This window comes from Flavobacterium sp. K77 (assembly GCF_021608205.1).
Lineage (GTDB): Bacteria > Bacteroidota > Bacteroidia > Flavobacteriales > Flavobacteriaceae > Flavobacterium > Flavobacterium turcicum.
The window spans coordinates 102,728-125,815 of sequence record NZ_JAKIHO010000004.1; the positions used below are offsets into that span (position 1 = coordinate 102,728).

Consider the following 23,088-nt stretch of genomic DNA (forward strand, 5'->3'; position numbering starts at 1 on the left):
AGTCTTGTTGTATTACAAGTCTAAAATACCGCAAACTTGTTACATTTGAAAAAATTAAAACACTTTTAACTTTTGCCAACCTACTCAGGATACCCATTTTAGCTCCAAATTGGATTACAGCACCCTTTTTTTATTTAATTTGGACTTGTAAAGCCCCGTAAATGGCTAGAAACTGGTTATTTGGTAAAAAAGTAGTAATTTAGTAGCCCTAGTTTTAAGGTATGTTTTAAATTTGCAAACTGATTTTAATAAAATAACAATTATATGTATCATTCAAAAATAGCAGGATTGGGTTATTACGTTCCTGAAAATGTAGTAACAAATGACGATTTATCCAAAATCATGGATACCAATGATGAGTGGATTCAAGAGCGAACTGGAATTCAAGAACGCCGCCACATCATCAGAGGAGAAGATACAACAACCTCAATGGGTGTAAAAGCTGCCGAGATAGCAATAGAACGCGCGGGTGTTGCCAAAGAAGATATTGACTTTGTAGTTTTTGCTACGCTAAGCCCTGATTACTATTTTCCAGGACCTGGAGTTTTGGTACAAAGAGATTTGGGATTAAGAACCGTAGGTGCATTAGATGTGCGCAACCAATGTTCTGGTTTTGTTTACGCTTTATCAGTAGCTGATCAATACATCAAAACGGGTATGTATAAAAACATTCTTGTTATTGGTTCAGAGGTACATTCTACAGGTTTAGACATGACTACACGTGGACGTGGCGTTTCGGTAATTTTTGGTGATGGAGCAGGAGCTGCTGTTTTGAGTAGAGAAGAAGATATTACCAAAGGAATTTTATCAACGCACTTGCATTCAGAAGGGCAACATGCCGAAGAATTAATTGTAAAAGCACCAGGAATGGGTGGCCGTTGGGTAACTGATATTTTAGAAGCCAACGATCCAGATGACGAAAGTTATTTCCCGTACATGAACGGACAATTTGTATTTAAAAATGCTGTAGTTCGTTTTAGCGAAGTGATTAATGAAGGATTGCAAGCAAATAATTTGCAAGTTTCTGATATTGATATGTTGATTCCACACCAAGCCAACTTGAGAATTAGTCAATTCATCCAAAAGAAATTTGACTTAACAGACGATCAAGTGTACAACAACATTCAAAAATACGGAAATACTACTGCAGCCTCTATTCCGATTGCTTTAACTGAAGCATGGGAAAAAGGAAAAATCAAATCAGGTGATACTGTGGTTTTAGCAGCATTTGGTAGTGGTTTTACTTGGGCTAGTGCGATTATTAAATGGTAGTATTTTGATATTTGACATTTTTTTGGTTTGACCGATAAAAGCAAAATAGTAATGAACCTACACTTTTATTGTGTAGGTTTTTTTATATCCATCTGAAACTATATCTTTACTTCTAGATCTAACACCAAAAAAGCATTTTATGGCTAATCGTCGAGACTTTTTGAAAACGGCTGCTATGGCTACTGCCGCGGCTGCATTACCTTCTTTGGCAGATGAAATTGTATCTCAAAAAGAGTCGTTTTCAATAAAAGGAACAAAACCTATTGTACTTTCTACCTGGAATTTTGGTTTGCAAGCCAATGTTGCTGCTTGGGAAGTACTTAAAAATAATGGCAAAGCGCTTGATGCCGTTGAAGCAGGTGTGAAAATCCCAGAAGGCGATCCAACCGAGCGCAGTGTAGGTTATGGTGGAAGACCCGATCGGGACGGTCGTGTGACTCTTGATGCTTGTATTATGGATGAAAATTCGAATATTGGTTCAGTTGGTTGCCTCGAACACATCAAGCATCCTATTTCTGTAGCACGTGCCGTAATGGAAAAATCGCCTCATGTGATGCTTGTTGGCGATGGCGCACTGCAATTTGCCTTATCGCAAGGATTTGAAAAAGAAAATTTGTTGGTTGCCGATTCAGAGCGGGAATGGAAGGAATGGCTTAAAACAAGTGAGTACAAACCTATTGCCAATATTGAAAATCACGATACGATTGGGATGATAGCGCTTGACGCAAATGGCGATTTGTCCGGCGCTTGCACAACAAGCGGAATGGCTTTTAAAATGCACGGCCGTTTGGGAGATTCACCAATCATTGGAGCTGGTTTATATGTGGACAATGAAATTGGAGCGGCAACGGCAACAGGTCATGGAGAAGAGGTAATTCGTATTACAGGCTCACACTTGGTGGTTGAGTTGATGCGTCAAGGGAAATCTCCGCAAAAAGCTTGCGAAGAGGCAGTAGCTCGCATTGTCAATTTGAGTAAAAAGCGTAACAAAGATTTAAATGATATTCAAGTAGGTTTTATTGCCTTAAATAAAAAAGGTGAATTTGGTAGTTATTGTTTGCAAGGTGGTTTTAATTACGCCGTGCATGACGCAACGGGAAATCGTTTGATTGATCCGCCTTATTTTTTAAAGTAATCTGAAAAATAAAAATGAGAGTTAGCTTGAAACGGTTTAAGTGCTCCTTGAAAAATCATAAAATCAAAAACCCGAAGTTGGCAAACTCCGGGTTTTCTTTTTGATAATTAACTACTAAAATCAATGCTAATTCGTTATGAAACTGCATTTGTTATAATTGTAAAGCCAGTTTATTTAATAATGTGGACGTAACTTTATAATTACATATACACATAAGACTACTTGTTGATGGGTTTGTTACATATTATGTCAACTTTTATTTGATTTTTATTTTTTGCTTCGTTGAAGTTAGCATTTACCTTTTCAATGAAAAATGAGATTTGTATTCTTTTTGGACGTTATCTTCAATATAAGAAATTGTAAACCAATAGTCATCGGCTGGCATTGGATTTCCGTTGTAAGTACCGTCCCAACCGTTGCCATTAGGGTCGAGTGTTTTTAAAAGTTTTCCGTAGCGATCAAAAATATAAAGATTTAGGATTCCTTCCCGTGGTATTCCGCTGATGTTCCAGGTGTCGTTATAACCGTCGTTATTCGGTGTAAAGAACTTTGGACTAGAAATTAATCTGATAAAAATAGGAGCGGTAACCAAGCCACAATTGTTTTCTAAAATGGTAATTTCGTGTCGGCCGCTTGATACATTTGTAAAAACAGGGCTATCTTGATAAGGTCCGCCGTCAAGCGAATATGAAAAAACACTTTCACTTCCAACTAATATGCTCGGGATAATTGTTATTGTTTGATTATCAGTAAACCAACTACTAGTTGTGTAGGTGATAGCCGTTGGTAACGCAGAGGCAACAACTTCAAAAGGCACAGGTCCTGACGAACACCCAAAAATAGCAAGATTGATTACATTTAACGTGTAATTTCCTGGGCGGTTTGTGCTAAAGCTGGAAGATGTACCTACAAGGGTTCCAGTTTCGTCGCGCCATTCAAAGTCGTATTGAGGTGCCGAAAAGCCACTTTCTATTACGGCATTGGTAGTGGTTCCGTTTGCAGTATCGATGCATATTGATGGTACTGTTAAAGTAGGTCGCGGGCTATCTGTTATTGTAATTGCAAATGGTTGTTCCGCAGGGCATAGCACAGTTGCTGTGGTACCTGATTCGCCATAGGCATAAATTGTTGTTGAGCTAGTAATTACATCTCCGGGGAAAAATTCAGTATTGGTTGTACTTGGTCCACCTGAATTGCGAAAATATCGCGTCACCTGAGAAGGATATGCGGGTAATGCATACGATTCACAGCGGGTAACCGGAGAAATCGGGGCAATTGCAGGTGTGTTGTAAATTGTAACTGTAAAAGCATCTTCGTCTGTACAATTTACTCGATTGTTATTTTCAACAAAAACATAAAATGTACTTGTGGTGGTGACAGGATTGTAATGAGGTGTCAGTAGAACGCCTGTACCATTCGGACCGTTGGGTGCTGTGTAATAACTTCCCATACCTACTATTGGTGGCAAATTATAACTGTTACATGCAAATTGATCGTCAATTTCGTTAACAAAAGTCACTAAAATATCAATGCTGTATTCAGAAACGCAAGTATTAGGACTGATTGCTGATGCATAAACATAAATCGTACGAGAAGAATCGATAACTGTACCAGCTGGCAACACTGGATTATTGCTTGATGGTCCGCCAGAAAAGGCATAGTATTCCCCGTTTGTTAGATCGTCTAGAATGTAAGGTTGTCCACAGCGAATTACTTCAGTTGGTTTTGCATCAACAGGAGGTGAACTGTTTATTGTTACAAAAAAATCTTCTTCTACAAAACAAGTTCCACTTGGAGCCCTGTCATAAAAATAGATTCGTTGTGATGTAATAATTGGTGACCCAACAGCAAGTAATTGCCCAGTTCCTAATGAGCCTGTGTAGTAGTTTCCAGCATGCGGCACGGCTGGTAAAAAATAGACATCACATTGAGGCGCAGTATCTGGGAAATTTGGTAATGGTTCGATATTAATTGTGATAGTGAAATTTAAAATATCGGTACAATTTTGTCCGGCAACATAGAACCATAAAGTAGTTGTCGTATTAATTAGAGTACCTGCAGGGATTACTGATCCGTTTCCTGCAGCGGCTGTTCTATATTCGCCTACTGTTAGTGCTGGAAGAAGGTAGGAAGAACATGAGTCAACATCTGTAGGAGGGCTAATGCTCGGAAGGCCAATAAAAATTTCAAACGATTCTTCTGAGACGCAGTTTACTGGTAAGGTTAAACTTTCTTTGTACGCGTATATCCGAGTGGTACTTGTAATGATTGTGCCAGGCAAAACTATAAAACCTGTTTTGTTGCTTCCGGTATAATATGTAGCTCCATTAGTATCAATAGGCATTATGTAGCTTGAGCAGGCAAATTGATTGGCATAGGTTGGCAGTGGTGTAAAAGGAATAATCGTTATTGTGAATTGTCGCTCCACAGTGCAATTAGGAGTACTGATCGTATCTTCGAACCAAACGTAAATTGTATTGTTTCCTCCCTTATTGATGATAGTTCCTCCAGGTAAATTCACGTTTCCAGCGGTAGTTGGTCCTCCACTTTGCGCATAATAAGTAGCATAAGGTAATTCAGGCAATTGGTATTGTGTGCAATAAGTGCCTGAAGGTGGAGTAATATCATCCAAATCGGCTATTGTAATATTAAAAGGGTCTTGATTTGTGCAAAGAGCCGACTGATTGTAAACGTATAAATTTCTCGTTGTTGTGCTAATTGTATTTCCTGGAAAAAGTTGAGTGCCGGTTCCGTTAGGCCCTGTCCAATATTGTGCACCGGGACTACTCAAGTTGGGTAATGCGTATGCAGTACAAACAATAACATCAGGCAGAATGTCGATAGATGGTAAAGGATCTACAACTAGTTGAAAACTGGTTGTCACAAAGCAATTATTTTCGGAAATATTTTGTAATCGGACCCAAATAGTGGCTGTTGCACTCAAAAGTTGATAACCCATTCCTAGAACAATTACATCTGTATTGTTGTTGGCTCCTGCTGATGAGGAATGAAAACTGATTCGATTATACGTTGTATCTTGTGTGCCGATGATGTCAGCAATCGCAGCTGATAAATTGAATATAGCGCTCAATGGAGATTCAAATGAATTTCTTGCGCACAAGTTTAATGAAACAGGTTGTGCAGCAATTTGAGGAGAATCTACAATTTGAAGTTGAAACGATCTTACCTCAAAGCATAGCGTTGTTGGGTTTTGAACACGTGCATAAAGTGCTATTCCATTTTGCGAGCTTGAAATAGTTTGACTTGTAGTAAGTGCTCCAGTGTTGGCCTCCGCTTCAGCTTGTGATGAGTGATAAGAGATTATGGTTGATGTAGGCAAGTCATCGCTGGCTCCGGATGCGCTGTTTTCTTGATTGATTCCTGCTAGGATTATGGTACTCATTTGTGTCAAGTCAAAAGTATAATTACTTGCACCGGTATCGCAGCTGTATAGATTTGGCAAAACAGGTAAAATTCCAACTTGCGGATAAATTTCTACCAGAATATCATCGGTCACAGCCACACAACCAGGCTCTTGGTAGGTTACAGTATAACGATGTATTCCTGGTCCAATAGTAGGATTTAAATTATTTAAGTCTAATGTTTCTCCCGTTTGCGCAGGCGAAATTGCTACACCTTCTTTGCTCCAAGAAAATGTGGTGCCTGCTGCCAAACCTGCTGCAGATAAAATAGGCAAAGTACTTCCTGGACAAAATGCCCTATTATTGGCAATTGTATAATCTAAACCTAAAACATCTTGACCAATATTAAAACTATTGGCTTGTAAAAAGATAGCTGAGTCGTAACCCGTATTGGCCCCGCCATCTGCAATGACAATTTTAATACGGTACACGTGATTAATATCCAGTGCTGTTGCAGAGGCAAGCATAGGGATGGTTTGGCCGTTAAAGTTTATTGCTGGTCCAAAGCCACTGCCGTTAAATGCACCAAAATAGTTAGCATTTGCTGAAGGACAATTGGGGTTATATGTCATGTCTCTGATAGTTTCAACAGATACAGGAATAGTGGTATTTGGAATTACCGCTAAGTTTTGCGCAGCCCCACCAGCAGTAAGATCCTCGAGCAAAAACGCAAATGCATCCGAAAAGTTACATTGCGAGGTTCCATATTCTTCAGAGGCAAATAAAAATGAAAAATTGAAATTACTTGTTTTTGGTTGAAAATCGAATTGAATAAAACTCGCATTGATTGAGTTTATGGAAACTCCTGATTGGGAAAGAAGAATTGATTCAAGACTAGTATCACCAGCCCATGCGGTAGTGCCATCGCTCAAAATGGTGTTATTGGGTCCAGGAATTCTGTTGACATCTCCCGTTGATAAAACTACACCACTCGCAAATGGGAAATTGGGATTGCTGTTCTCGAAATAACCAATACCATTGCTCGATCCAAATGAAGTTCCGGTACGGAATTGGATATTAGTTCCGGTAACACAAGGAGAGTTGATTAGCACTTGGTTAACTAATTGTTCTGTACTGTAGGTAGTTGTATTAATACTAACGGATTGACAATAAAGCTGGTAGGTTGACAAGAGCGAAATGAAAATAAGTAATTTTTTCATATCTAAGTTTGTTGTGTTTGTTACTCAAAAATAATCAAATTAGCTGAATTAACCTCTTTTCAATTGGTTTTGTTCGTAGGCTGGTTTCTGTAAACTATTTTTCAGACTTACAATTCCTATAAATATATCATCAAGCAATTTCGAGTTTCCGGCATTATACCTATCTTTGCACACTTAAATAAACACTTAAAATGTCATTACAACAAATTCTTACGCCGTCTATACAAAAAGCTGTCCAAGCTTTATTTGAAGTTACAATCGATAAAGTTGAATTTCAAAGTACTCGGAAAGAATTTGAAGGCGATATTACAATGGTTATTTTTCCTTTACTAAAAGTTTTAAAAGGTGCTCCAGGCGCTTCTAATCCAGTAGAGTTAGGAACAAAAATAGGTGATTATCTTGTAGAAAATCTGCCAGAAGTAAGCCGTTTTAATGTAGTGTCAGGCTTCTTGAATATTGTGATTTCGGATAATTACTATCTTGATTTTTTCAGCAGTATCAAAGACAATCCATCTTATGGTTTTGTTTCTCCAACTGCTGATGCGACTGCAGTAATGGTTGAATATTCGTCGCCAAACACTAACAAACCTTTACATTTAGGGCACGTTCGTAATAATTTGTTAGGATATTCTGTAGCCGAAATCATTAAAGCATCTGGTAAAAAAGTTTACAAAACCCAAATCATCAACGACAGAGGAATTCATATCTGTAAATCGATGATTGCTTGGCAAAAATTTGGTAATGATCAAACTCCTGAATCAACTGGTTTAAAAGGAGATAAATTAGTTGGAAACTATTACGTTGCTTTTGATAAAGCGTATAAAGAAGAAATTACACAACTAATGAACGCGGGTAAAACCGAAGAAGAAGCTAAAAAACAAGCTCCAATTATGCTCGAAGCTCAAGAAATGCTTCAAAAATGGGAAGCTGGTGATGCTGAGGTGAAGGCACTTTGGGCTAAAATGAATCAATGGGTTTACGATGGTTTTGCCATTACATACAAAAATCTAGGAGTTGATTTTGATCGTTACTACTATGAAAGTGATACCTATTTATTAGGGAAAGATGTAGTTCAAATTGGGTTAGAAAAAGGAATCTTCGAAAAAGATCCTGACGGTTCTGTTTGGATTGACTTAACAGATGAAGGTCTTGATCGTAAAATTGTGTTGCGTTCAGATGGTACTGCTGTGTATATGACTCAGGATATTGGTACTGCAATTCAACGTGTAAAAGACATGCAAGATGTAGGCGGAATGGTTTACACTGTAGGGAATGAGCAAGATTACCATTTTAAGGTGTTGTTTTTGATTTTGAAAAAATTAGGCTTTGAATGGGCTAAAAATTTATATCATTTGTCATACGGAATGGTAGATTTACCATCAGGAAAGATGAAATCTCGTGAGGGAACTGTAGTTGATGCCGATGATTTGATGCAAGAAATGACAAACACCGCTCAAAAAATTGCTGAAGATTTAGGGAAATTAGAAGCCTATTCTGACGAGGAAAAAGCGAAATTGTATAGCACCATTGGTTTAGGTGCTTTGAAATACTATATTTTAAAAGTTGATCCAAAGAAACGAATTCTTTTTAATCCAGAAGAGTCTGTTGATTTTGCTGGAAACACAGGACCGTTTATTCAATATACTTATGCTCGTATTCAATCGATTATTCGTAAAGCGACCTTTGATTATTCAAATAAAGTTTCATTAGATTCATTGCATGAAAAAGAAAAAGAATTGGTAAAACAATTGGAGTTGTTTCCTGAAGTGATACAAAATGCGGCTCAGCATCACAGTCCGGCATTGTTAGCCAATTATACTTATGACTTAGTTCGCGAGTACAATTCGTTCTACCAAGCAGTGCCTATTTTAGGTGAAGAAGATTTAGAAAAGAAAAAATTTAGAGTACAACTATCTAAAAAAGTGGCCGATACTATTGCGGCATCTTTTAAATTACTGGGGATTAATGTTCCTGAGAGAATGTAAAATAAAGATCCAAAACGACTGCTTTCTGCGGTCGTTTTTTTGTTTTCAAAAAGCGTAAAAAGCCTTACCAATAATGTAAAGTTCTAATTGCCTAATTTCCTAATTAGTTTATCTTTGCATTTCAAAATAAATCAATACTATGTTCGATAATTTAAGCGATAAACTAGATAAAGCCTTTCACATACTTAAAGGTCACGGAAAAATTACCGAAGTAAACGTAGCCGACACTTTGAAAGAAGTGCGCCGTGCGTTACTTGATGCCGATGTTAATTTTAAAATTGCAAAGGATTTTACCACCAAAGTAAAAGAAAAAGCTATTGGTCAAGATGTATTAACTACGCTTCAGCCAGGTCAATTATTGGTGAAATTGGTTAAAGATGAATTAACTGAATTAATGGGTGGCGATGTGGCCGGAATTAATTTATCAGGTAATCCATCTGTTATTTTGATGTCAGGTTTGCAAGGATCCGGAAAAACAACTTTTTCAGGAAAATTAGCCAATTACCTTTTAACTAAAAAGAACAAAAAACCACTTTTGGTTGCCTGTGATATTTACCGTCCTGCGGCGATTCAGCAATTGTACGTTGTTGGAGATTCTATCGGTGTTGAGGTATATTCAGAACCAGAAAATAAAAACCCCGTTGAAATTGCTCAAAACGCAATAAAACATGCTAAAGCAAATGGGTTTAATGTTGTCATTGTCGATACCGCTGGTCGTTTGGCTGTGGATGAAGAGATGATGAACGAAATTGAGCGCGTACACAAAGCCATTCAACCACAAGAAACTTTGTTCGTTGTTGATGCTATGACGGGTCAAGATGCCGTAAATACTGCAAAAGCCTTTAACGACAGATTGAATTTTGATGGTGTTATTTTAACAAAATTAGATGGTGATACTCGTGGTGGAGCAGCGCTTTCTATCAAAACAATTGTAAACAAGCCAATCAAATTTGTAGGTACAGGTGAAAAAATGGAAGCAATTGATGTTTTCTATCCTGTGCGTATGGCCGAGAGAATCTTGGGTATGGGTGACGTAGTTTCCCTTGTTGAACGTGCACAAGAGCAGTTTGACGAAGAGGAAGCGCGCAAAATTCAAAAGAAAATTGCCAAAAATGAATTTGGTTTTGATGATTTCTTATCTCAAATTCAGCAAGTAAAGAAAATGGGTAATATGAAGGATTTGGTAGGAATGATACCAGGTGCCTCAAAAGCCATGAAAGACGTTCAAATTGAAGACGATGCCTTCAAACATATTGAGGCAATCATCCATTCGATGACTCCTTTAGAAAGAAGTAAGCCGGCTGTAATTGACGTGAAAAGAAAAGCGCGAATTGCAAAAGGATCTGGAACTAAAATCGAGCAAGTCAATCAGTTGATGAAGCAGTTCGACCAAATGAGCAAAATGATGAAAATGATGCAAGGTCCGGGCGGAAAAAACCTAATGAAAATGATGGGCGGAATGAAAGGCGGAATGAAAGGCGGAATGCCAGGAATGAAATAAAATTTAGAAAGTCTTAAAGTCGTCATGATTTTAAGACTTTTGTCTTTACTATATTAAACAACACAACAATGCAACTACTAGACGGAAAAAAAACAGCAGAGGATATCAAAAGTGAAATTGCTGTTGAAGTACAAAAAATGAGAGCCAATGGTGAAAAAGTTCCCCACTTGGCAGCACTTATTGTAGGTAATGATGGCGCAAGCTTAACCTACGTAGGAAGTAAGGTAAAAGCCTGCGAAAGAGTAGGATTTGAGTCTACTTTGGTAAAAATGCCCAATACGACTACAGAAATTGAATTGCTTAAAAAAATTAAGGAGTTAAACGAAGACGATCAAATTGATGGGTTTATTGTGCAATTACCACTTCCTAAACAAATTGATGAGCAAAAAGTTTTAATGGCGGTTGACCCAAGTAAAGATGTAGATGGTTTTCATCCAGAGAACTTTGGGAAAATGGCATTGGATATGACCACTTTTATTCCTGCAACACCATTTGGTATTCTAGAATTGCTTGATCGCTATGGAGTAGAAACAAAAGGAAAGCATACTGTTGTTATTGGCCGCAGCCATATTGTGGGTAGACCAATGAGTATTTTGATGGGGCGAAAAGGTTTTCCGGGGAACTCAACGGTAACACTGACACACAGTTATACCAAAAACATTGAGGAAATTACCATTCAGGCCGATATTATTATCACAGCCTTGGGTGTTCCTAATTATTTAAAAGCGGATATGGTAAAACCTGGCGCTGTAGTTATTGACGTAGGGATTACTCGTGTTCCTGACGAAAGCCACGAAAAAGGTTATGTTATTACTGGTGATGTCGATTTTGATCAAGTAAGCAAAAAAGCATCATTCATCACCCCAGTTCCTGGTGGAGTAGGACCTATGACTATTGCCATGTTGCTAAAAAACACGCTTTTGGCAAGGGAAATGAAAAGAAATAAATAAAGATTTTTTAATGATTAGAAGCCTCAAATTTATTTTTGGGGCTTTTTTTGTCTTAAGATGACCTTAAAATAAACCTAGCAAAAGCTTGTAATCTAAATTTAAAGAATACTTTTGCACCACTAAAAAATAAATGGTAATGGACGATTATTATTCGGAAATGTTAAACTAATGTAGCACTTGAACTATTTTCAGGAGGCTATACATAAACCTATAGAATTTTGAAATGAGAGCTTTTTACAAAAACAACAACGGATTAAGTGCCACTACTAATTGGACTCCAAACTGCTGGATCAATATCGAATGCCCTACCCAAGCAGAAAAAAAATACTTACTTGAAGAATTACAAATTCCCGAAGCATTTTATAATGACATTGAAGATATTGACGAAAGACCAAGGATAGAAATTGAAAATGGTTGGACGCTGATTATCATGCGAATTCCTGTGAAAAGCAACGATGTAAAGTTGCCTTTTCATACGATTCCTGTTGGTGTTGTTTTCAAAAGTGAAGTTTGTATCACCATTAGTTTTCATAAAACAGAAATGCTTTCTGATTTTGTGATTTACACCCAACGTAAAAAAATCGATATTAAGGACAACTTTGATTTGGTGCTCAAGCTATTGTTATCCTCTAGTGTTTGGTTTTTAAAATACTTGAAACAAGTCAATCAAAAGATAAAATTAGCCGAGGATAATCTAGAAAAATCAATCAAAAACGAAGAATTACAGGCTTTACTCCAAATAGAAAAATGTTTGGTTTTCTTTATGACTTCCTTGAAAGGCAATGATATTTTGCTTCATCGAATCAAAAATATCAAATCTCAAAAAGAACATTTTGATTTAGAATTATTGGAAGATGTAGAGATTGAATTGCGCCAAGCCCAAGAAACTACCAATATATATAGTGACATCTTAACCGGTACAATGGATGCATACGCCTCTGTGATATCAAATAATATGAATACGATTATGAAGCAAATGACTTCAATTTCGATTATTTTGATGATTCCGACTTTGATTGCCAGTTTATACGGCATGAATGTACCCAACGATTTAGAGAACAACCGCTATGGCATCTGGATTGTAATTGCATTTTCTATTATTCTTTCGTGCTTTGGAGTATTTTTGTTCAAAAAGAAAAGATGGTTTTAAGAAACATTTTATAAAAAAAAAAATATTTTTTCTCCTTCCTTTTCTTGGATTATTCATTAAATCTAATAACTTTGTATTTCAAAGTACTTTTATTATGAGTCAAAAAATACAAGAAGATTTAGTTCACATTCGTTCTATGATGGAACGTTCTTCAAGGTTTATTTCCTTAAGCGGATTGTCAGGTGTCTTTGCAGGAATCTTTGCGTTACTTGGTGCAAGTTTTGCAGCTTTTTTGTTTGAGTCAAATGAGATGTCTTATTTTGATGGATTCGAGAAAGTGTATAGTGATGAGTTTATTTACAATCTTATTGTGTTGGCGATTATAGTTTTAGTACTAGCCCTTTTTTCAGGATTTCTATTCACTTATAAAAAGAGTAAGAAAAACAATTTACCAATTTGGACTTCTACCACAAAAGTGATGCTTTTGCAATTGGCAATTCCTTTAGTAGTTGGAGGCGTGTTTTGTTTGGCATTAGTTTATCATGGTCTTTTTGTCTTTTTAGCGCCTGCTACTTTACTTTTTTACGGATTAGCATTGGTCAATGCTGGTAAGTATACGTATTCAGATATTCAGTATTTAGGTTACTTTCAACTTTTTCTGGGCAGTGTTTCTTTATTTTTTCTAGGATATGGATTGATTTTTTGGGCCCTTGGTTTTGGAATTCTACATATAGTTTACGGAACTATTATGTTTAAAAAGTACGACTAATCATGGGCATAATCGACCAGTTAAATAAAAATTTCGAAAGCAGAATCCGTTTGGGATTAATGTCTGTATTGATGGTAAACGATTGGATCGATTTTACAGAGATGAAAGCATTACTAAATACTACTGATGGAAATCTGGCCAGCCATTCTACAGCATTAGAAAAAGTAGGTTATATCGAAATCAAGAAAGAATTTGTGGGCAAAAAACCAAAAACGTCCTATAGAGTCACCAACATTGGGCGTGCTGCATTTACGGCGCACCTGAGTAGTTTAGAAAAATTATGGAATCCTAAATAAACTTTTTTTTAACCAAATACTTTGAAATACAAAGTACTTTATATTTATTACTATGAAAAAACACCATTTAATTTTTGTGAGTTCTGCCATTTTTACAATCTTTTTTTATGACCAAAATTTAGGTCTTAATTTGGCACTTTTTGGGCTCTTACTTATTTCTTTATTAGTGTACAATTATCTGGAGTCATTGAATTCATTGACTACTAAAGCTTTACTAATTACATCAATATTATCGTGTTTGGCATTTGCGTGGTATGGTGATTTTCCTTCTTTTTTGGCACTTTTACTTTCATTATTGTCTTTGCAGTATAAAACGCAACATGCAAAACTTAAAATCATTCAAGTTTTTGTGGTCATTATTGTCAATAGTTTTGCTTCGCTAGGACGTATTTTGATGTTTAGTCAATGGCTTCCTAAACAAGAGGTGCAAGGTGATTTTGCCAAGAAATTGGTAGCATTTGTTTTAATTCCACTTCTTTTTATCGGATTGTTTTTTGGAGTATATGCTTTTGGTAGTGATCTATTTTCTTCTGTTTTTAGTGACTATACGCTAGATGTTAATTTATTTCAATTGATTGTTATTGCTGTGCTCGGGCTTTATGTGTCATTTAGTTTTTGGAATTTTTGGGTTCCAGATTTTTGCATCAGTTTTAATTCCCAATTAGAAAATGAATTTGAAAGCAACTCGTACGATGAAAATGATAGTAAATTATCATGGCTTGATTTTGACTTTCAAAGGAAAAGCGGTGAAATTACTTTTGTTTTGTTGAATATTTTATTGCTGTTTTTTATCGTGACGTACAATTACGAACAGTTTTTTGAAATTCAAAATCGTGCACAATTAAGTGCTGCAACTCACGAACGTGTTAACGCCGTTATTGTTTCGGTTTTAATGGCTGTGGGACTTATTTTGCTCTATTTGCGAGCTAGGTTTACTTTTGATGAAACAACGAATAGACTGAAAATACTAGCTAAAATTTGGATGGTATTGAATGGAGTACTTGTTTTGTCTGCCGCTTTAAAAAATATGGAATATGTACAGCAGTTTGGTTTAACCTATAAGCGATTGGGCGTTTTTGCCTTTCTTATTTTAGTGTTTATCAGTTTATTATATACGTGGTTGAAAATTAGCTTGCAAAAAACCAATGCGTACTTGTTTAATCACATGGTTTGGTACGTGTATGGAGTACTTTTATTGTGCAGTTTTGTGAACTGGGGACAATTAATAACTAGTTATAATTTAGCCGTAAATAAAGGAGTAGATCCGGTTTTTATCACTACGTTAGAATTTAATGATGCTACAAGAAGGCAATACTTGTTACAGTATAATTTAGATGGTCAATATCCCGAACAATGCCGAGAGGAAGATATTAAAGAGTATCAAGATCAGTCATTTCTGTCGAAAGTGTTGTATTACGAAACATTGCAGTCTAAGTAACAAAAAAAGCCAAATCTTATTTAAACAAGATTTGGCTTTTTGGTTTTAAAAAAATGATCTGTTTAAAAAGCACTATTTTGTTACGGGTAATCAATTGAGGCTTTTTGAAAAAAAGTTATTTAATAATCCCCACGTTTCTTAAACTTAGGATCGTCTCTTTTTATAAACTCAGTTCTTTTTCTTGGTGTTTCTACTTTTGGTAAACTAGCTTCTTCTGTTTTGCTGGATGGCTCGATAAGGGCGCTGAGTTCTTTTATTTCGGCATCAGTCAAATCACGGTAGCGGCCTACAGGAACATCGAGTGAAATATTGATAATTCGAATGCGTTTTAAGGCAGTTACGTCATAGCCAAGATATTCGGTCATTCTTCGGATTTGACGGTTCAAACCTTGGGTAAGGATGATCTTAAATGTGAATTTACTGATTTGTTCTACCTTACATTTTCTGGTAACAGTGTCTAAAATAGGTACACCATTTCCCATTCTTTCTATAAAACGGTCGGTGATGGGTTTGTTGACAGTAACGGTATACTCTTTTTCGTGATTGTTGCGCGCACGCAATATTTTATTGACAATGTCGCCGTCATTTGTCATGAAAATTAATCCTTCACTGGCTTTGTCTAAACGCCCAATTGGAAAGATGCGCTTTGGATAATTGATGTAATCGACAATGTTATTGCGCACATCAAGATTTGTGGTACACTCGATTCCTACTGGTTTGTTGAAGGCGAGGTAAACAGGTTTTTCTGTTTTCTCACGAATTAATTTGCCGTCAATACGTACTTCGTCATGAGGGCCTACTTTGGTGCCTAATTCGGGTACAACACCATTGATTGTTACTCGTCCTTCTTCGATGATTTTATCCGCTTCGCGGCGGCTGCAAAAACCGGTTTCTCCTATGAATTTATTGAGGCGTTTTAATTGATCTTCCATGCTGCAAAAGTAATGAATTTGCAATTTATAATAGCTATCGATTTTGAGATTGGTTGTTGAACGAACTTATCAGCTTTAGGACGGATTTGCGTGAAGGATAGCAGCGGAAATCCTTTTTTAGGGCTTTTTTTTGCCCAAAAAAGATTGCAGCGAATAGCCTGGTCGCCGCGGCGGCACGCCCTAATTTTGAATGAAGTGACTAATTTTTTCGTATAAATTGTGGTCGTGCATACTGTGTCCGAGACCAGTTGTGGTAATAAAAGTAGCGTTTTTCCAAGACGTAGCGATTTTTTTTCCTTCGTGAATAAGCACTACTTGGTCTTGCTCATCGTGGGCTAGAAGTCCTTGGGTTAAAATATTTTTTGCAAAATGTTGTCCTGCAAACTCATCTGTATTGAGTTGAAAAACATCTTGGTAATATTTTTTTAGGCCGGTTAAAACTCTAAAATTGAGACTTAACAGTGCGATGTAATTGTCTAAAATTATCTTGAAATCGCTTGGTGCGCCAAGGATTACCATTTTTTTTAAGTTGTCGCTTTGGTAAACGGACTGGTAGTACAAGCAGGTTTTGCCACCTAGCGAGTGTCCGATTAAAGTTTGTGGTTGAAAATGCTGTACCACTTGGTGTAAAAATTCGGCGTAATGCGGAATATTGAAGGTTGTTCCGCTAGAGAGTCCGTGCGCAGGTCCGTCAAGAGCTACAACGGTGCTGCCGGTTTTAGTGAGGTAAGGCAAGAGTTTTTCCCAGCGCGAGGCGTTGCTCTCCCAACCGTGTACCAATAAAATCACATGACTGTTGCCTGGCCAGGTATAGGTTTGTATTTTTTGATCTTGAAACGAAAGTGTTTGCGTTTGGGCTTGTTGCAGTACGGTGGGTAATTGGTCAAACTGTAACTTTCCATCACGAGGTTTGCTAAACAAGTTGTAGGCGAGTTGCACGGCTTTTGTTGGAGCAAGGTAACTGAGTAGGTTAATGTAGGCACCTACTGACTTGGTAAATATTTTATAGACTATCTGCTTGATCATAAAAAAAAGTCCCGATATCATCGGGACTTTAAAGGTATTATATTTTAGCGAACATTTGTTCCATTTTTTCTTTTTCTTCTTCAGCAAGAACGCTGTCAACAAGAATTCTTCCAGAATGTTCATCAGTGATGATTTTTTTTCTTGAAGCAATTTCTACTTGAGTTTGCGGTGGAATGGTAAAGAAAGATCCTGCAGATGCGCCTCTTTCAATTGAAACTACTGCTAAACCGTTGCGAACGCTGCTTCTAATTCTTTTGTAAGCATTTAATAAACGCTCTTCAATTTGTCCTTGGAACTCAATTGATTTTTGAGATAAGAATTCTTCTTCCTTTGCAGTTTCGGCCATGATAGCGTCCAACTCTGATTTTTTGTGTTTTAAGTGGTTGCTTTTTGCTTCTAATTTTTCTTTAGAATTAGCAATCACTTCTTTTTTGTGCTCGATAGAAGCTTTCATTTCTTTAATTTGCTTTTCAGCCAATTGAATTTCAAGTTCTTGAAACTCTACTTCTTTAGTTAAAGAGTTGAATTCTCTATTGTTACGAACAGTTTCCTGTTGTTTTGTATATTTTTTGATGGACTCTTTGTGCTCCTCAATTGCAATTTTTTTAGCTTTAATAAGGTCTTCAATTACTTCAAGTTCCCCTTTTAATTTTTCTGAACGTGTGCTTAAACCGGCCACTTCATCTTCTAAATCTTCAACTTCTAAAGGCAATTCACCTCTTACGTTTCTGATTTCGTCAATTCTCGAGTCAATTAGCTGTAAATCGTAAATTGCTCTTAACTTGTCCTCAACACTTAATTCTTTCGTATTCGCCATATTCTATAAGTACTTAACTGGATTTGAATTTTCTTCTGATAAAATAACGGCAAAATTAAGGATTTTTTTTCGAAGATACTCTACAATATAATTTTTTGTATAGCGTTCGCTTTCAAAATGTCCAATATCGGCTAAAAGAAGTTGGTTTTCGGCTTCATAAAACTGATGGTACTTTAAATCAGCGGTTAAATACGCATCGGCTCCTGCTCGAATCGCGTTTGCAATCGCGAAACTTCCTGCACCTCCCAAAACAGCTACTTTTTTGATCGGTTTTCCTGTAAAGGCTGAATGTCTGATGCCACCGCATTGCATTTTGTCTTTTACAAAAAGTAAAAAATCGGTTTCGCTCATCGGTTCAGGTAATTCTCCTATTTGACCCAAACCTATATTTTGATGCTTGTTTTGTAGTGTGTATATTTCGTGAGCAACTTCTTCGTAAGGATGACTTTCTAGCAAAGCTTTTAAAATTTTGCCTTCAAGATGTTTTTCGTAGGTTACTTCGATTTTAATTTCGTTAGCTTTTACCAATTCAAAACGCTCGCCAAGAACCGGATTGCTTTTTGCATTTCCTCTAAATGTTCCGATGCCATTGGAACTAAAACTACAATTTTCATAATTGCCAATAGTTCCTGCGCCTGCGGCAAATAGTGCTTCGAGTACTACATTTGCATTTTCGGTTGGTACAAAACTGGTGAGTTTGCGAATGTATTGCTCTTTCGGAATTAGTATTTTGGTATTGATTAATTGCAAAGCATCACAAAATATTTTGTTTACCCCGTCTTGGTGGTTATCGAGAGCGGTGTGTACTGCATAAATAGCAATATCATTTTTTATGGCTTTGATGATGGCGCGCTCTACGTATGTTTTTCCGGTTATTTTTTTTAATCCTGCAAATAATATAGGATGAAAACACACAATCATGTTGCATTTTTTAGTGATGGCTTCCTCAATAATATGTTCTAGCGCATCATGACACACTAGTACGCCCGTGGCCTCAACATTTTGGTCGCCCACAAGTAAACCTACGTTGTCAAAATCTTCGGCATAGGCTAGTGGTGCCATTTCTTCGAGAACACGGATAATATCTTTGATTTTCATAAATGTTTCAATTGAAAGGTAGAGCGTTTTGTGAAGAACAAAATAACGAATAAAGAAAAGAACATTAAAATAAAATATTCTACTTTCGTAAAATGAATTTACTTCGAAAACTACTTTTTCCGTTAGCTGTTTTGTACGGCGCTGTTACGGGTATTCGGAATTTTCTTTTTGACAAAGGAATTTTACAATCGCATTCATTTAAGTTGCCAGTGATTGCTGTTGGGAACTTAAGCGTAGGCGGAACCGGTAAATCTCCGCAGATTGAATATTTAATACGGTTACTATCTTCAAAATATAAAGTGGCAACGTTGAGTCGCGGATACAAACGGGAGTCTCAAGGTTTTGTTTTGGCAAAAGCAAATGCGACAGCCAGTTTGTTAGGAGATGAACCGTATCAGTTTTTTAGAAAATTTAAAAACATACAAGTTGCAGTAGATAGTGATCGAAATAATGGAATAAATCAATTACTTTCGCAGGCCGAAATTCCGGAGGTCATTTTGTTAGACGATGCTTACCAACACCGCAAAGTAAAAGCAGGTATGTATGTGCTGCTCACAGCTTATGGCGATTTGTATGCGACAGATTGGATGTTACCAACTGGAAACTTACGCGAAAGTAGGGGTGGAGCAGACCGAGCGGCAGTGGTAGTGGTAACCAAATGTCCTCCTGATTTGAGTTCTCAGGAACAAAAGGAGATAGAAAAGAAATTAAAATTAGGAGATAATCAACAATTGTATTTTACTGCAATTGGTTACGATGATGAAGTCTATGGTGAAGCAAGTACTTATTCAGTTGCTGCAATTTTAAAAACTGAAAAAGTATTAATAGCTGGTATTGCCAAGCCAGAACCTTTTTTTAATCATTTAAAAAACACCAATGATGTCTGTTTGACGTTTCCGGACCATCATAATTTTAGTGAAAAAGAAATAGAAGAAATTAAAAAAATAGCTCAAAACAAAATCATTATTACTACTGAAAAAGATTATGTGCGTTTGCAAGGTAGGTTGGTAGTTGACCAATTATTTTATCTGCCGATTCAAACTGTATTTTTACCAAATGCAACCTTATCAGGAAATGATTTTGATCAAACAATTTTAAATTATGTGGGAACAAGTACAAGAAACAGTTAGTTACATTCAAGATAAAATCAATTTTACGCCAGAATACGGTGTTATTTTAGGTTCTGGTTTGGGCAGTTTTACAACTGATATGGAGGTTTTGCATACTTTGCCTTATCATGAAATACCTAATTTTCCCGTTTCTACTGTCGAAGGGCATCAAGGAGCTTTGGTGTTTGGTACAATTGGCACCAAAAAAGTGGTAGCCATGCAAGGTCGTTTTCATTATTATGAGGGCTACTCAATGACCGAAGTTACGTTTCCGGTACGCGTGATGAAGTTTTTAGGAATTGATAAATTAGTCGTGTCTAACGCATCAGGCGGAGTAAATCCGAATTATCAAGTAGGATCTATTGTTATGATTACAGATCATATCAACATGACGCCTGAACATCCGCTAAGAGGGAAAAATGATGAGCGATTCGGTCCTCGATTTGTAAATATGAGTGAGCCGTATTCTCGAAAAATGATTGCAAAAGCTACGGAAATTGCTGAAAATTTAAATATTGACGTTCAGAGAGGAATTTATCTTGGTTTACAAGGTCCTACATTTGAAACCTTGGCAGAATATAAAATGGTTCAGATTCTTGGTGCTGATTGTGTAGGGATGTCCACTGTGCCAGAGGTGATAGTAGCCCGCCATATGGATGTAGAAACTTTTGGAATTTCTGTAATTACAGATATGGGAAATGCGGAAAGTATTGATACCATCTCTCATGACGAAGTATTAGAAGCAGCTAAAGCAGCTGAACCTAAAGTGCGTAGTTTAATTAAAGAATTGATCTTGAATTATTAATACTAGATCGTATTGCAATAAATATTGTTATTTTGAGTATTGCCAGGATGGTCAAAAAACAACTTTAAATTCTTTGTGATTTAAAAGTACACCACTGCTTTAAATATGTTGAGCAATTATTTTGTAAAATTCATCAGGAATAAATGGTTTTGTAATCACATCATTCATACCAAAAGAAAGAAGCATGTCACGATTTTCGTGAAGAGAAATGGCAGTTAAAGCAATTATTGGTGTGGTTTTGTCAAAATTTCTAATAGTTTGAGTAGCAATAGTGCCGTTTATTCCCGGTAAATGCACATCCATTAAAACCATATCAAAGCTTGATTTGCGCATCCTCTCAATAGCTTCTTCACCATTATCGATAACCTCGCAAACAATTTTCTTGTTGTGGAGCATCTTTTTTGTGATCATCTGATTGATTTTATTATCCTCGACCAATAAGATTTTTTTGTTGGCCAAAAATTTATTGTCAACAGCATTGTCCATGAGTATTACGGTAGCCGGTTTTTCGCCAATTTGAAATCCGAGAGTAAAAGAAAACGTAGACCCTTTGTTTACAATACTGCTTAATTGAATTTCTCCTCCAAGAATTTTGATCAACTTTTTTACAATGGTTAATCCCAAACCAGTTCCACCATATTTGCGATTTACTTCAATTGATCCTTGAGAAAAACTATCAAAAACACTTTCTAACTTATCAGCAGGAATGCCAATTCCGGTATCTGTGATTTCAAAGTATATGAAAGCAGTTTCATTTTCGTTTTTTTCTAATTTTGCACGTACGTAAACCACTCCATTTTTGGTAAATTTTAATGCGTTGTTGATCAAGTTCAAAACAATTTGAGACAACTTTGTAGGGTCGCCAACAAGGTAATCCGGAATAGTATCGTCAATTTCTAGGCTGAATTCGTTGTTGTTTACGATTGCTAATTCCTTCAAGGAATGTTTGATGTTGATTAAGAGTTGTTTGAGGTGAAAAGGAATCTGCTCAATTTCCAGCTTTTGTGATTCAATTTTGTTGATTTCTAAAATTTCATTAATAAATTTCGTGAGGTAATCTCCAGAAAACTTTAATGAACTCAGGTAGTCAATTTGTGATTTTTTTGGATTTTCCTGTAAAAGTAAATGCGTTATTCCATTGATGGCATTCAGAGGTGTACGAAGTTCATGACTAACTGTGGATAAGAATTCTGCTCTGGCTTGCGATGCTTTTTCAGCTTTGTTTTTGGCGAACTCTAATTCGTTGTTTTTTTCTTTCAACAATAAATTAGATTGGTTTCTAATGATGTTGTTTTTGTAAAGAGAAAGACTCAATAATGATAAAATAGAAATTAAGGCTATTGCCAAAATGCTAATGAGTTTTGAAAATTTATTGGCTTTTTGTTGCTCGCGAGTCTCGTTGTTGAGAGCCTTAATTTCTTTAAGTTTTTCAGATTCTTTGAATTGAGTATAATCGTCAATGCCTAATCTTTCATTTGTAATTATTGCCAATCGTTCTTTTAGGTTGAGGTGCAACTTCAAATAGGTGTAGGCATTGTTCTTGTCTAAAATTTGATCGTGAGCAATACTTAAAGCAAGTAAAACCGCTGTTTTTAGTTCTAAATCATCTGTTTTTTGAGTTAGTTCTAACGCTTTCTCTAAATAATTAATCGCTAAATTATAGTGCTTTTGCTCGATTTCAAAATTTCCTACTTGGTATAAGGCAGCAGCTTTTGCAGGTAATAATTCTGTGGCATCATTTTGTGCTATGATTTTACCAAAAATAATTGCTGCCTCTGCGTTTTTCTTTTCGGCTGCCAAGAGTAAACCTTTTTGAAGTAGTACTTTCTCGCTCTTATCGGTATATTTTAAAGTTTGATGTAGCTTATTTGCTTTATCTAAATGGGCAGCAGCATTTTTATAGTCGGATAATTCTTGATAAGTTGTAGCTAAATAAAAATGCATTTTGGCAGCAGCCAAAGTAGGTGGGATCGCATTAAAGAACCGGTAACTTCTCTCTAACGACTCTTGTGCATCTTTATATTTTTTTAGGTCAAAAAAAAGCTTTCCTAAATTAAAATGTTGTAATGCTAATGAAGAAACGTCATTAGCGTTGCTGGCCAATTGGATGGCTTTTTGAGTAAGATTTAAGGCGTTCTTGTAGTTGTTTTTTTGAACTGCGGCTTCAGATTGCTGACTGTATAGCAATATGCTATCTTTCTGCTCTTTCTTTTGAGAGAAAAGCAATTGCGTTAGCATTAAAATAAACAAAAAAGAGTATTTCATGCGCAGTTTAATAGGGTT

At 36.4% G+C, this 23,088-nt stretch carries 17 protein-coding genes; 11 read left to right on the forward strand and 6 right to left on the reverse strand.

The features are described 5' to 3' along the window. Positions 1-264: 264 nt before the first annotated feature. Positions 265-1,272, forward strand: a complete 1,008-nt coding sequence (locus tag L1S34_RS09290; RefSeq protein WP_166136518.1) for a 3-oxoacyl-ACP synthase III family protein — start codon at positions 265-267, stop codon at positions 1,270-1,272. Positions 1,273-1,411: 139 nt separating this feature from the next. Beyond that, entirely contained in the window at positions 1,412-2,407 is a 996-nt protein-coding gene (locus L1S34_RS09295; protein ID WP_236363789.1) for an isoaspartyl peptidase/L-asparaginase family protein, read from the forward strand. Positions 2,408-2,702: 295 nt separating this feature from the next. Here L1S34_RS09295 and L1S34_RS09300 read toward each other — a convergent pair whose 3' ends face one another. Next, positions 2,703-6,989, reverse strand: a complete 4,287-nt coding sequence (locus L1S34_RS09300) for a T9SS type B sorting domain-containing protein (protein WP_236363790.1) — start codon at positions 6,987-6,989, stop codon at positions 2,703-2,705. A gap of 191 nt (positions 6,990-7,180) precedes the next feature. On the opposite strand from L1S34_RS09300, the gene argS reads away from it, so the two are divergent. From argS to L1S34_RS09335, 7 genes are all read left to right on the forward strand, one after another. Beyond that, positions 7,181-8,974: an arginine--tRNA ligase gene (argS, locus tag L1S34_RS09305; RefSeq protein ID WP_236363791.1), complete on the forward strand. Its 1,794-nt coding sequence runs from the start codon at positions 7,181-7,183 to the stop codon at positions 8,972-8,974. 139 nt (positions 8,975-9,113) lie between these two features. Then, positions 9,114-10,475 (forward strand): signal recognition particle protein, encoded by a 1,362-nt coding sequence (gene ffh, locus L1S34_RS09310; RefSeq protein ID WP_236363792.1) that lies wholly within the window; start codon positions 9,114-9,116, stop codon positions 10,473-10,475. Between the two features lie 68 nt (positions 10,476-10,543). Beyond that, complete coding sequence (locus L1S34_RS09315; RefSeq protein ID WP_236363793.1) at positions 10,544-11,425, forward strand: bifunctional 5,10-methylenetetrahydrofolate dehydrogenase/5,10-methenyltetrahydrofolate cyclohydrolase; 882 nt, start codon at positions 10,544-10,546, stop codon at positions 11,423-11,425. Positions 11,426-11,648: 223 nt separating this feature from the next. Continuing rightward, on the forward strand, positions 11,649-12,575 hold the full coding sequence (locus L1S34_RS09320; RefSeq protein ID WP_236363794.1) for a magnesium transporter CorA family protein: 927 nt from the start codon (positions 11,649-11,651) through the stop codon (positions 12,573-12,575). 94 nt (positions 12,576-12,669) lie between these two features. Further along, the gene (locus L1S34_RS09325; protein ID WP_236363795.1) at positions 12,670-13,284 is read left to right on the forward strand and encodes a hypothetical protein; all 615 of its coding nucleotides are present in this window, start codon (positions 12,670-12,672) and stop codon (positions 13,282-13,284) included. 2 nt (positions 13,285-13,286) lie between these two features. Beyond that, entirely contained in the window at positions 13,287-13,580 is a 294-nt protein-coding gene (locus L1S34_RS09330; RefSeq protein WP_236363796.1) for a winged helix-turn-helix domain-containing protein, read from the forward strand. 52 nt (positions 13,581-13,632) lie between these two features. Further along, positions 13,633-15,018, forward strand: coding sequence for a DUF4153 domain-containing protein (locus L1S34_RS09335; RefSeq protein WP_236363797.1), 1,386 nt, complete (start codon positions 13,633-13,635; stop codon positions 15,016-15,018). A 119-nt stretch (positions 15,019-15,137) separates the two neighbouring features. Here L1S34_RS09335 and rluF read toward each other — a convergent pair whose 3' ends face one another. From rluF to L1S34_RS09355, 4 genes are all read right to left on the reverse strand, one after another. Continuing rightward, entirely contained in the window at positions 15,138-15,950 is an 813-nt protein-coding gene (gene rluF, locus L1S34_RS09340; RefSeq protein WP_236363798.1) for a 23S rRNA pseudouridine(2604) synthase RluF, read from the reverse strand. Positions 15,951-16,130: 180 nt separating this feature from the next. After that, positions 16,131-16,976 carry an alpha/beta fold hydrolase gene (locus L1S34_RS09345; RefSeq protein WP_236363799.1) on the reverse strand — a complete coding sequence of 282 codons (846 nt, stop codon included), beginning with the start codon at positions 16,974-16,976 and terminating at the stop codon, positions 16,131-16,133. A gap of 37 nt (positions 16,977-17,013) precedes the next feature. Beyond that, complete coding sequence (locus L1S34_RS09350) at positions 17,014-17,793, reverse strand: zinc ribbon domain-containing protein (protein WP_166136557.1); 780 nt, start codon at positions 17,791-17,793, stop codon at positions 17,014-17,016. Between the two features lie 3 nt (positions 17,794-17,796). Next, positions 17,797-18,891 carry a Nif3-like dinuclear metal center hexameric protein gene (locus L1S34_RS09355; RefSeq protein ID WP_236363800.1) on the reverse strand — a complete coding sequence of 365 codons (1,095 nt, stop codon included), beginning with the start codon at positions 18,889-18,891 and terminating at the stop codon, positions 17,797-17,799. 92 nt (positions 18,892-18,983) lie between these two features. On the opposite strand from L1S34_RS09355, the gene lpxK reads away from it, so the two are divergent. Together lpxK and L1S34_RS09365 are read left to right on the forward strand one after the other, a co-directional pair. After that, positions 18,984-20,021 (forward strand): tetraacyldisaccharide 4'-kinase, encoded by a 1,038-nt coding sequence (gene lpxK, locus L1S34_RS09360; RefSeq protein ID WP_236363801.1) that lies wholly within the window; start codon positions 18,984-18,986, stop codon positions 20,019-20,021. After that, positions 19,993-20,805: a purine-nucleoside phosphorylase gene (locus L1S34_RS09365; protein ID WP_236363802.1), complete on the forward strand. Its 813-nt coding sequence runs from the start codon at positions 19,993-19,995 to the stop codon at positions 20,803-20,805. Before lpxK ends, L1S34_RS09365 begins: the two co-directional genes overlap by 29 nt. A 99-nt stretch (positions 20,806-20,904) precedes the next feature. Here L1S34_RS09365 and L1S34_RS09370 read toward each other — a convergent pair whose 3' ends face one another. Next, complete coding sequence (locus tag L1S34_RS09370; RefSeq protein ID WP_236363803.1) at positions 20,905-23,070, reverse strand: tetratricopeptide repeat-containing hybrid sensor histidine kinase/response regulator; 2,166 nt, start codon at positions 23,068-23,070, stop codon at positions 20,905-20,907. Positions 23,071-23,088: the final 18 nt, after the last annotated feature.

Excerpts from the sequence above, each read along its gene's own strand:
- L1S34_RS09290 (WP_166136518.1), top strand. The coding sequence starts at position 265 with ATGTATCATTCAAAAATAGCAGGATTGGGTTATTACGTTCCTGAAAAT.
- L1S34_RS09295 (WP_236363789.1), top strand. The coding sequence starts at position 1,412 with ATGGCTAATCGTCGAGACTTTTTGAAAACGGCTGCTATGGCTACTGCC.
- L1S34_RS09300 (WP_236363790.1), bottom strand. The coding sequence starts at position 6,989 with ATGAAAAAATTACTTATTTTCATTTCGCTCTTGTCAACCTACCAGCTT.
- argS (WP_236363791.1), top strand. The coding sequence starts at position 7,181 with ATGTCATTACAACAAATTCTTACGCCGTCTATACAAAAAGCTGTCCAA.
- ffh (WP_236363792.1), top strand. The coding sequence starts at position 9,114 with ATGTTCGATAATTTAAGCGATAAACTAGATAAAGCCTTTCACATACTT.
- L1S34_RS09315 (WP_236363793.1), top strand. The coding sequence starts at position 10,544 with ATGCAACTACTAGACGGAAAAAAAACAGCAGAGGATATCAAAAGTGAA.
- L1S34_RS09320 (WP_236363794.1), top strand. The coding sequence starts at position 11,649 with ATGAGAGCTTTTTACAAAAACAACAACGGATTAAGTGCCACTACTAAT.
- L1S34_RS09325 (WP_236363795.1), top strand. The coding sequence starts at position 12,670 with ATGAGTCAAAAAATACAAGAAGATTTAGTTCACATTCGTTCTATGATG.
- L1S34_RS09330 (WP_236363796.1), top strand. The coding sequence starts at position 13,287 with ATGGGCATAATCGACCAGTTAAATAAAAATTTCGAAAGCAGAATCCGT.
- L1S34_RS09335 (WP_236363797.1), top strand. The coding sequence starts at position 13,633 with ATGAAAAAACACCATTTAATTTTTGTGAGTTCTGCCATTTTTACAATC.
- rluF (WP_236363798.1), bottom strand. The coding sequence starts at position 15,950 with ATGGAAGATCAATTAAAACGCCTCAATAAATTCATAGGAGAAACCGGT.
- L1S34_RS09345 (WP_236363799.1), bottom strand. The coding sequence starts at position 16,976 with ATGATCAAGCAGATAGTCTATAAAATATTTACCAAGTCAGTAGGTGCC.
- L1S34_RS09350 (WP_166136557.1), bottom strand. The coding sequence starts at position 17,793 with ATGGCGAATACGAAAGAATTAAGTGTTGAGGACAAGTTAAGAGCAATT.
- L1S34_RS09355 (WP_236363800.1), bottom strand. The coding sequence starts at position 18,891 with ATGAAAATCAAAGATATTATCCGTGTTCTCGAAGAAATGGCACCACTA.
- lpxK (WP_236363801.1), top strand. The coding sequence starts at position 18,984 with ATGAATTTACTTCGAAAACTACTTTTTCCGTTAGCTGTTTTGTACGGC.
- L1S34_RS09365 (WP_236363802.1), top strand. The coding sequence starts at position 19,993 with ATGTGGGAACAAGTACAAGAAACAGTTAGTTACATTCAAGATAAAATC.
- L1S34_RS09370 (WP_236363803.1), bottom strand. The coding sequence starts at position 23,070 with ATGAAATACTCTTTTTTGTTTATTTTAATGCTAACGCAATTGCTTTTC.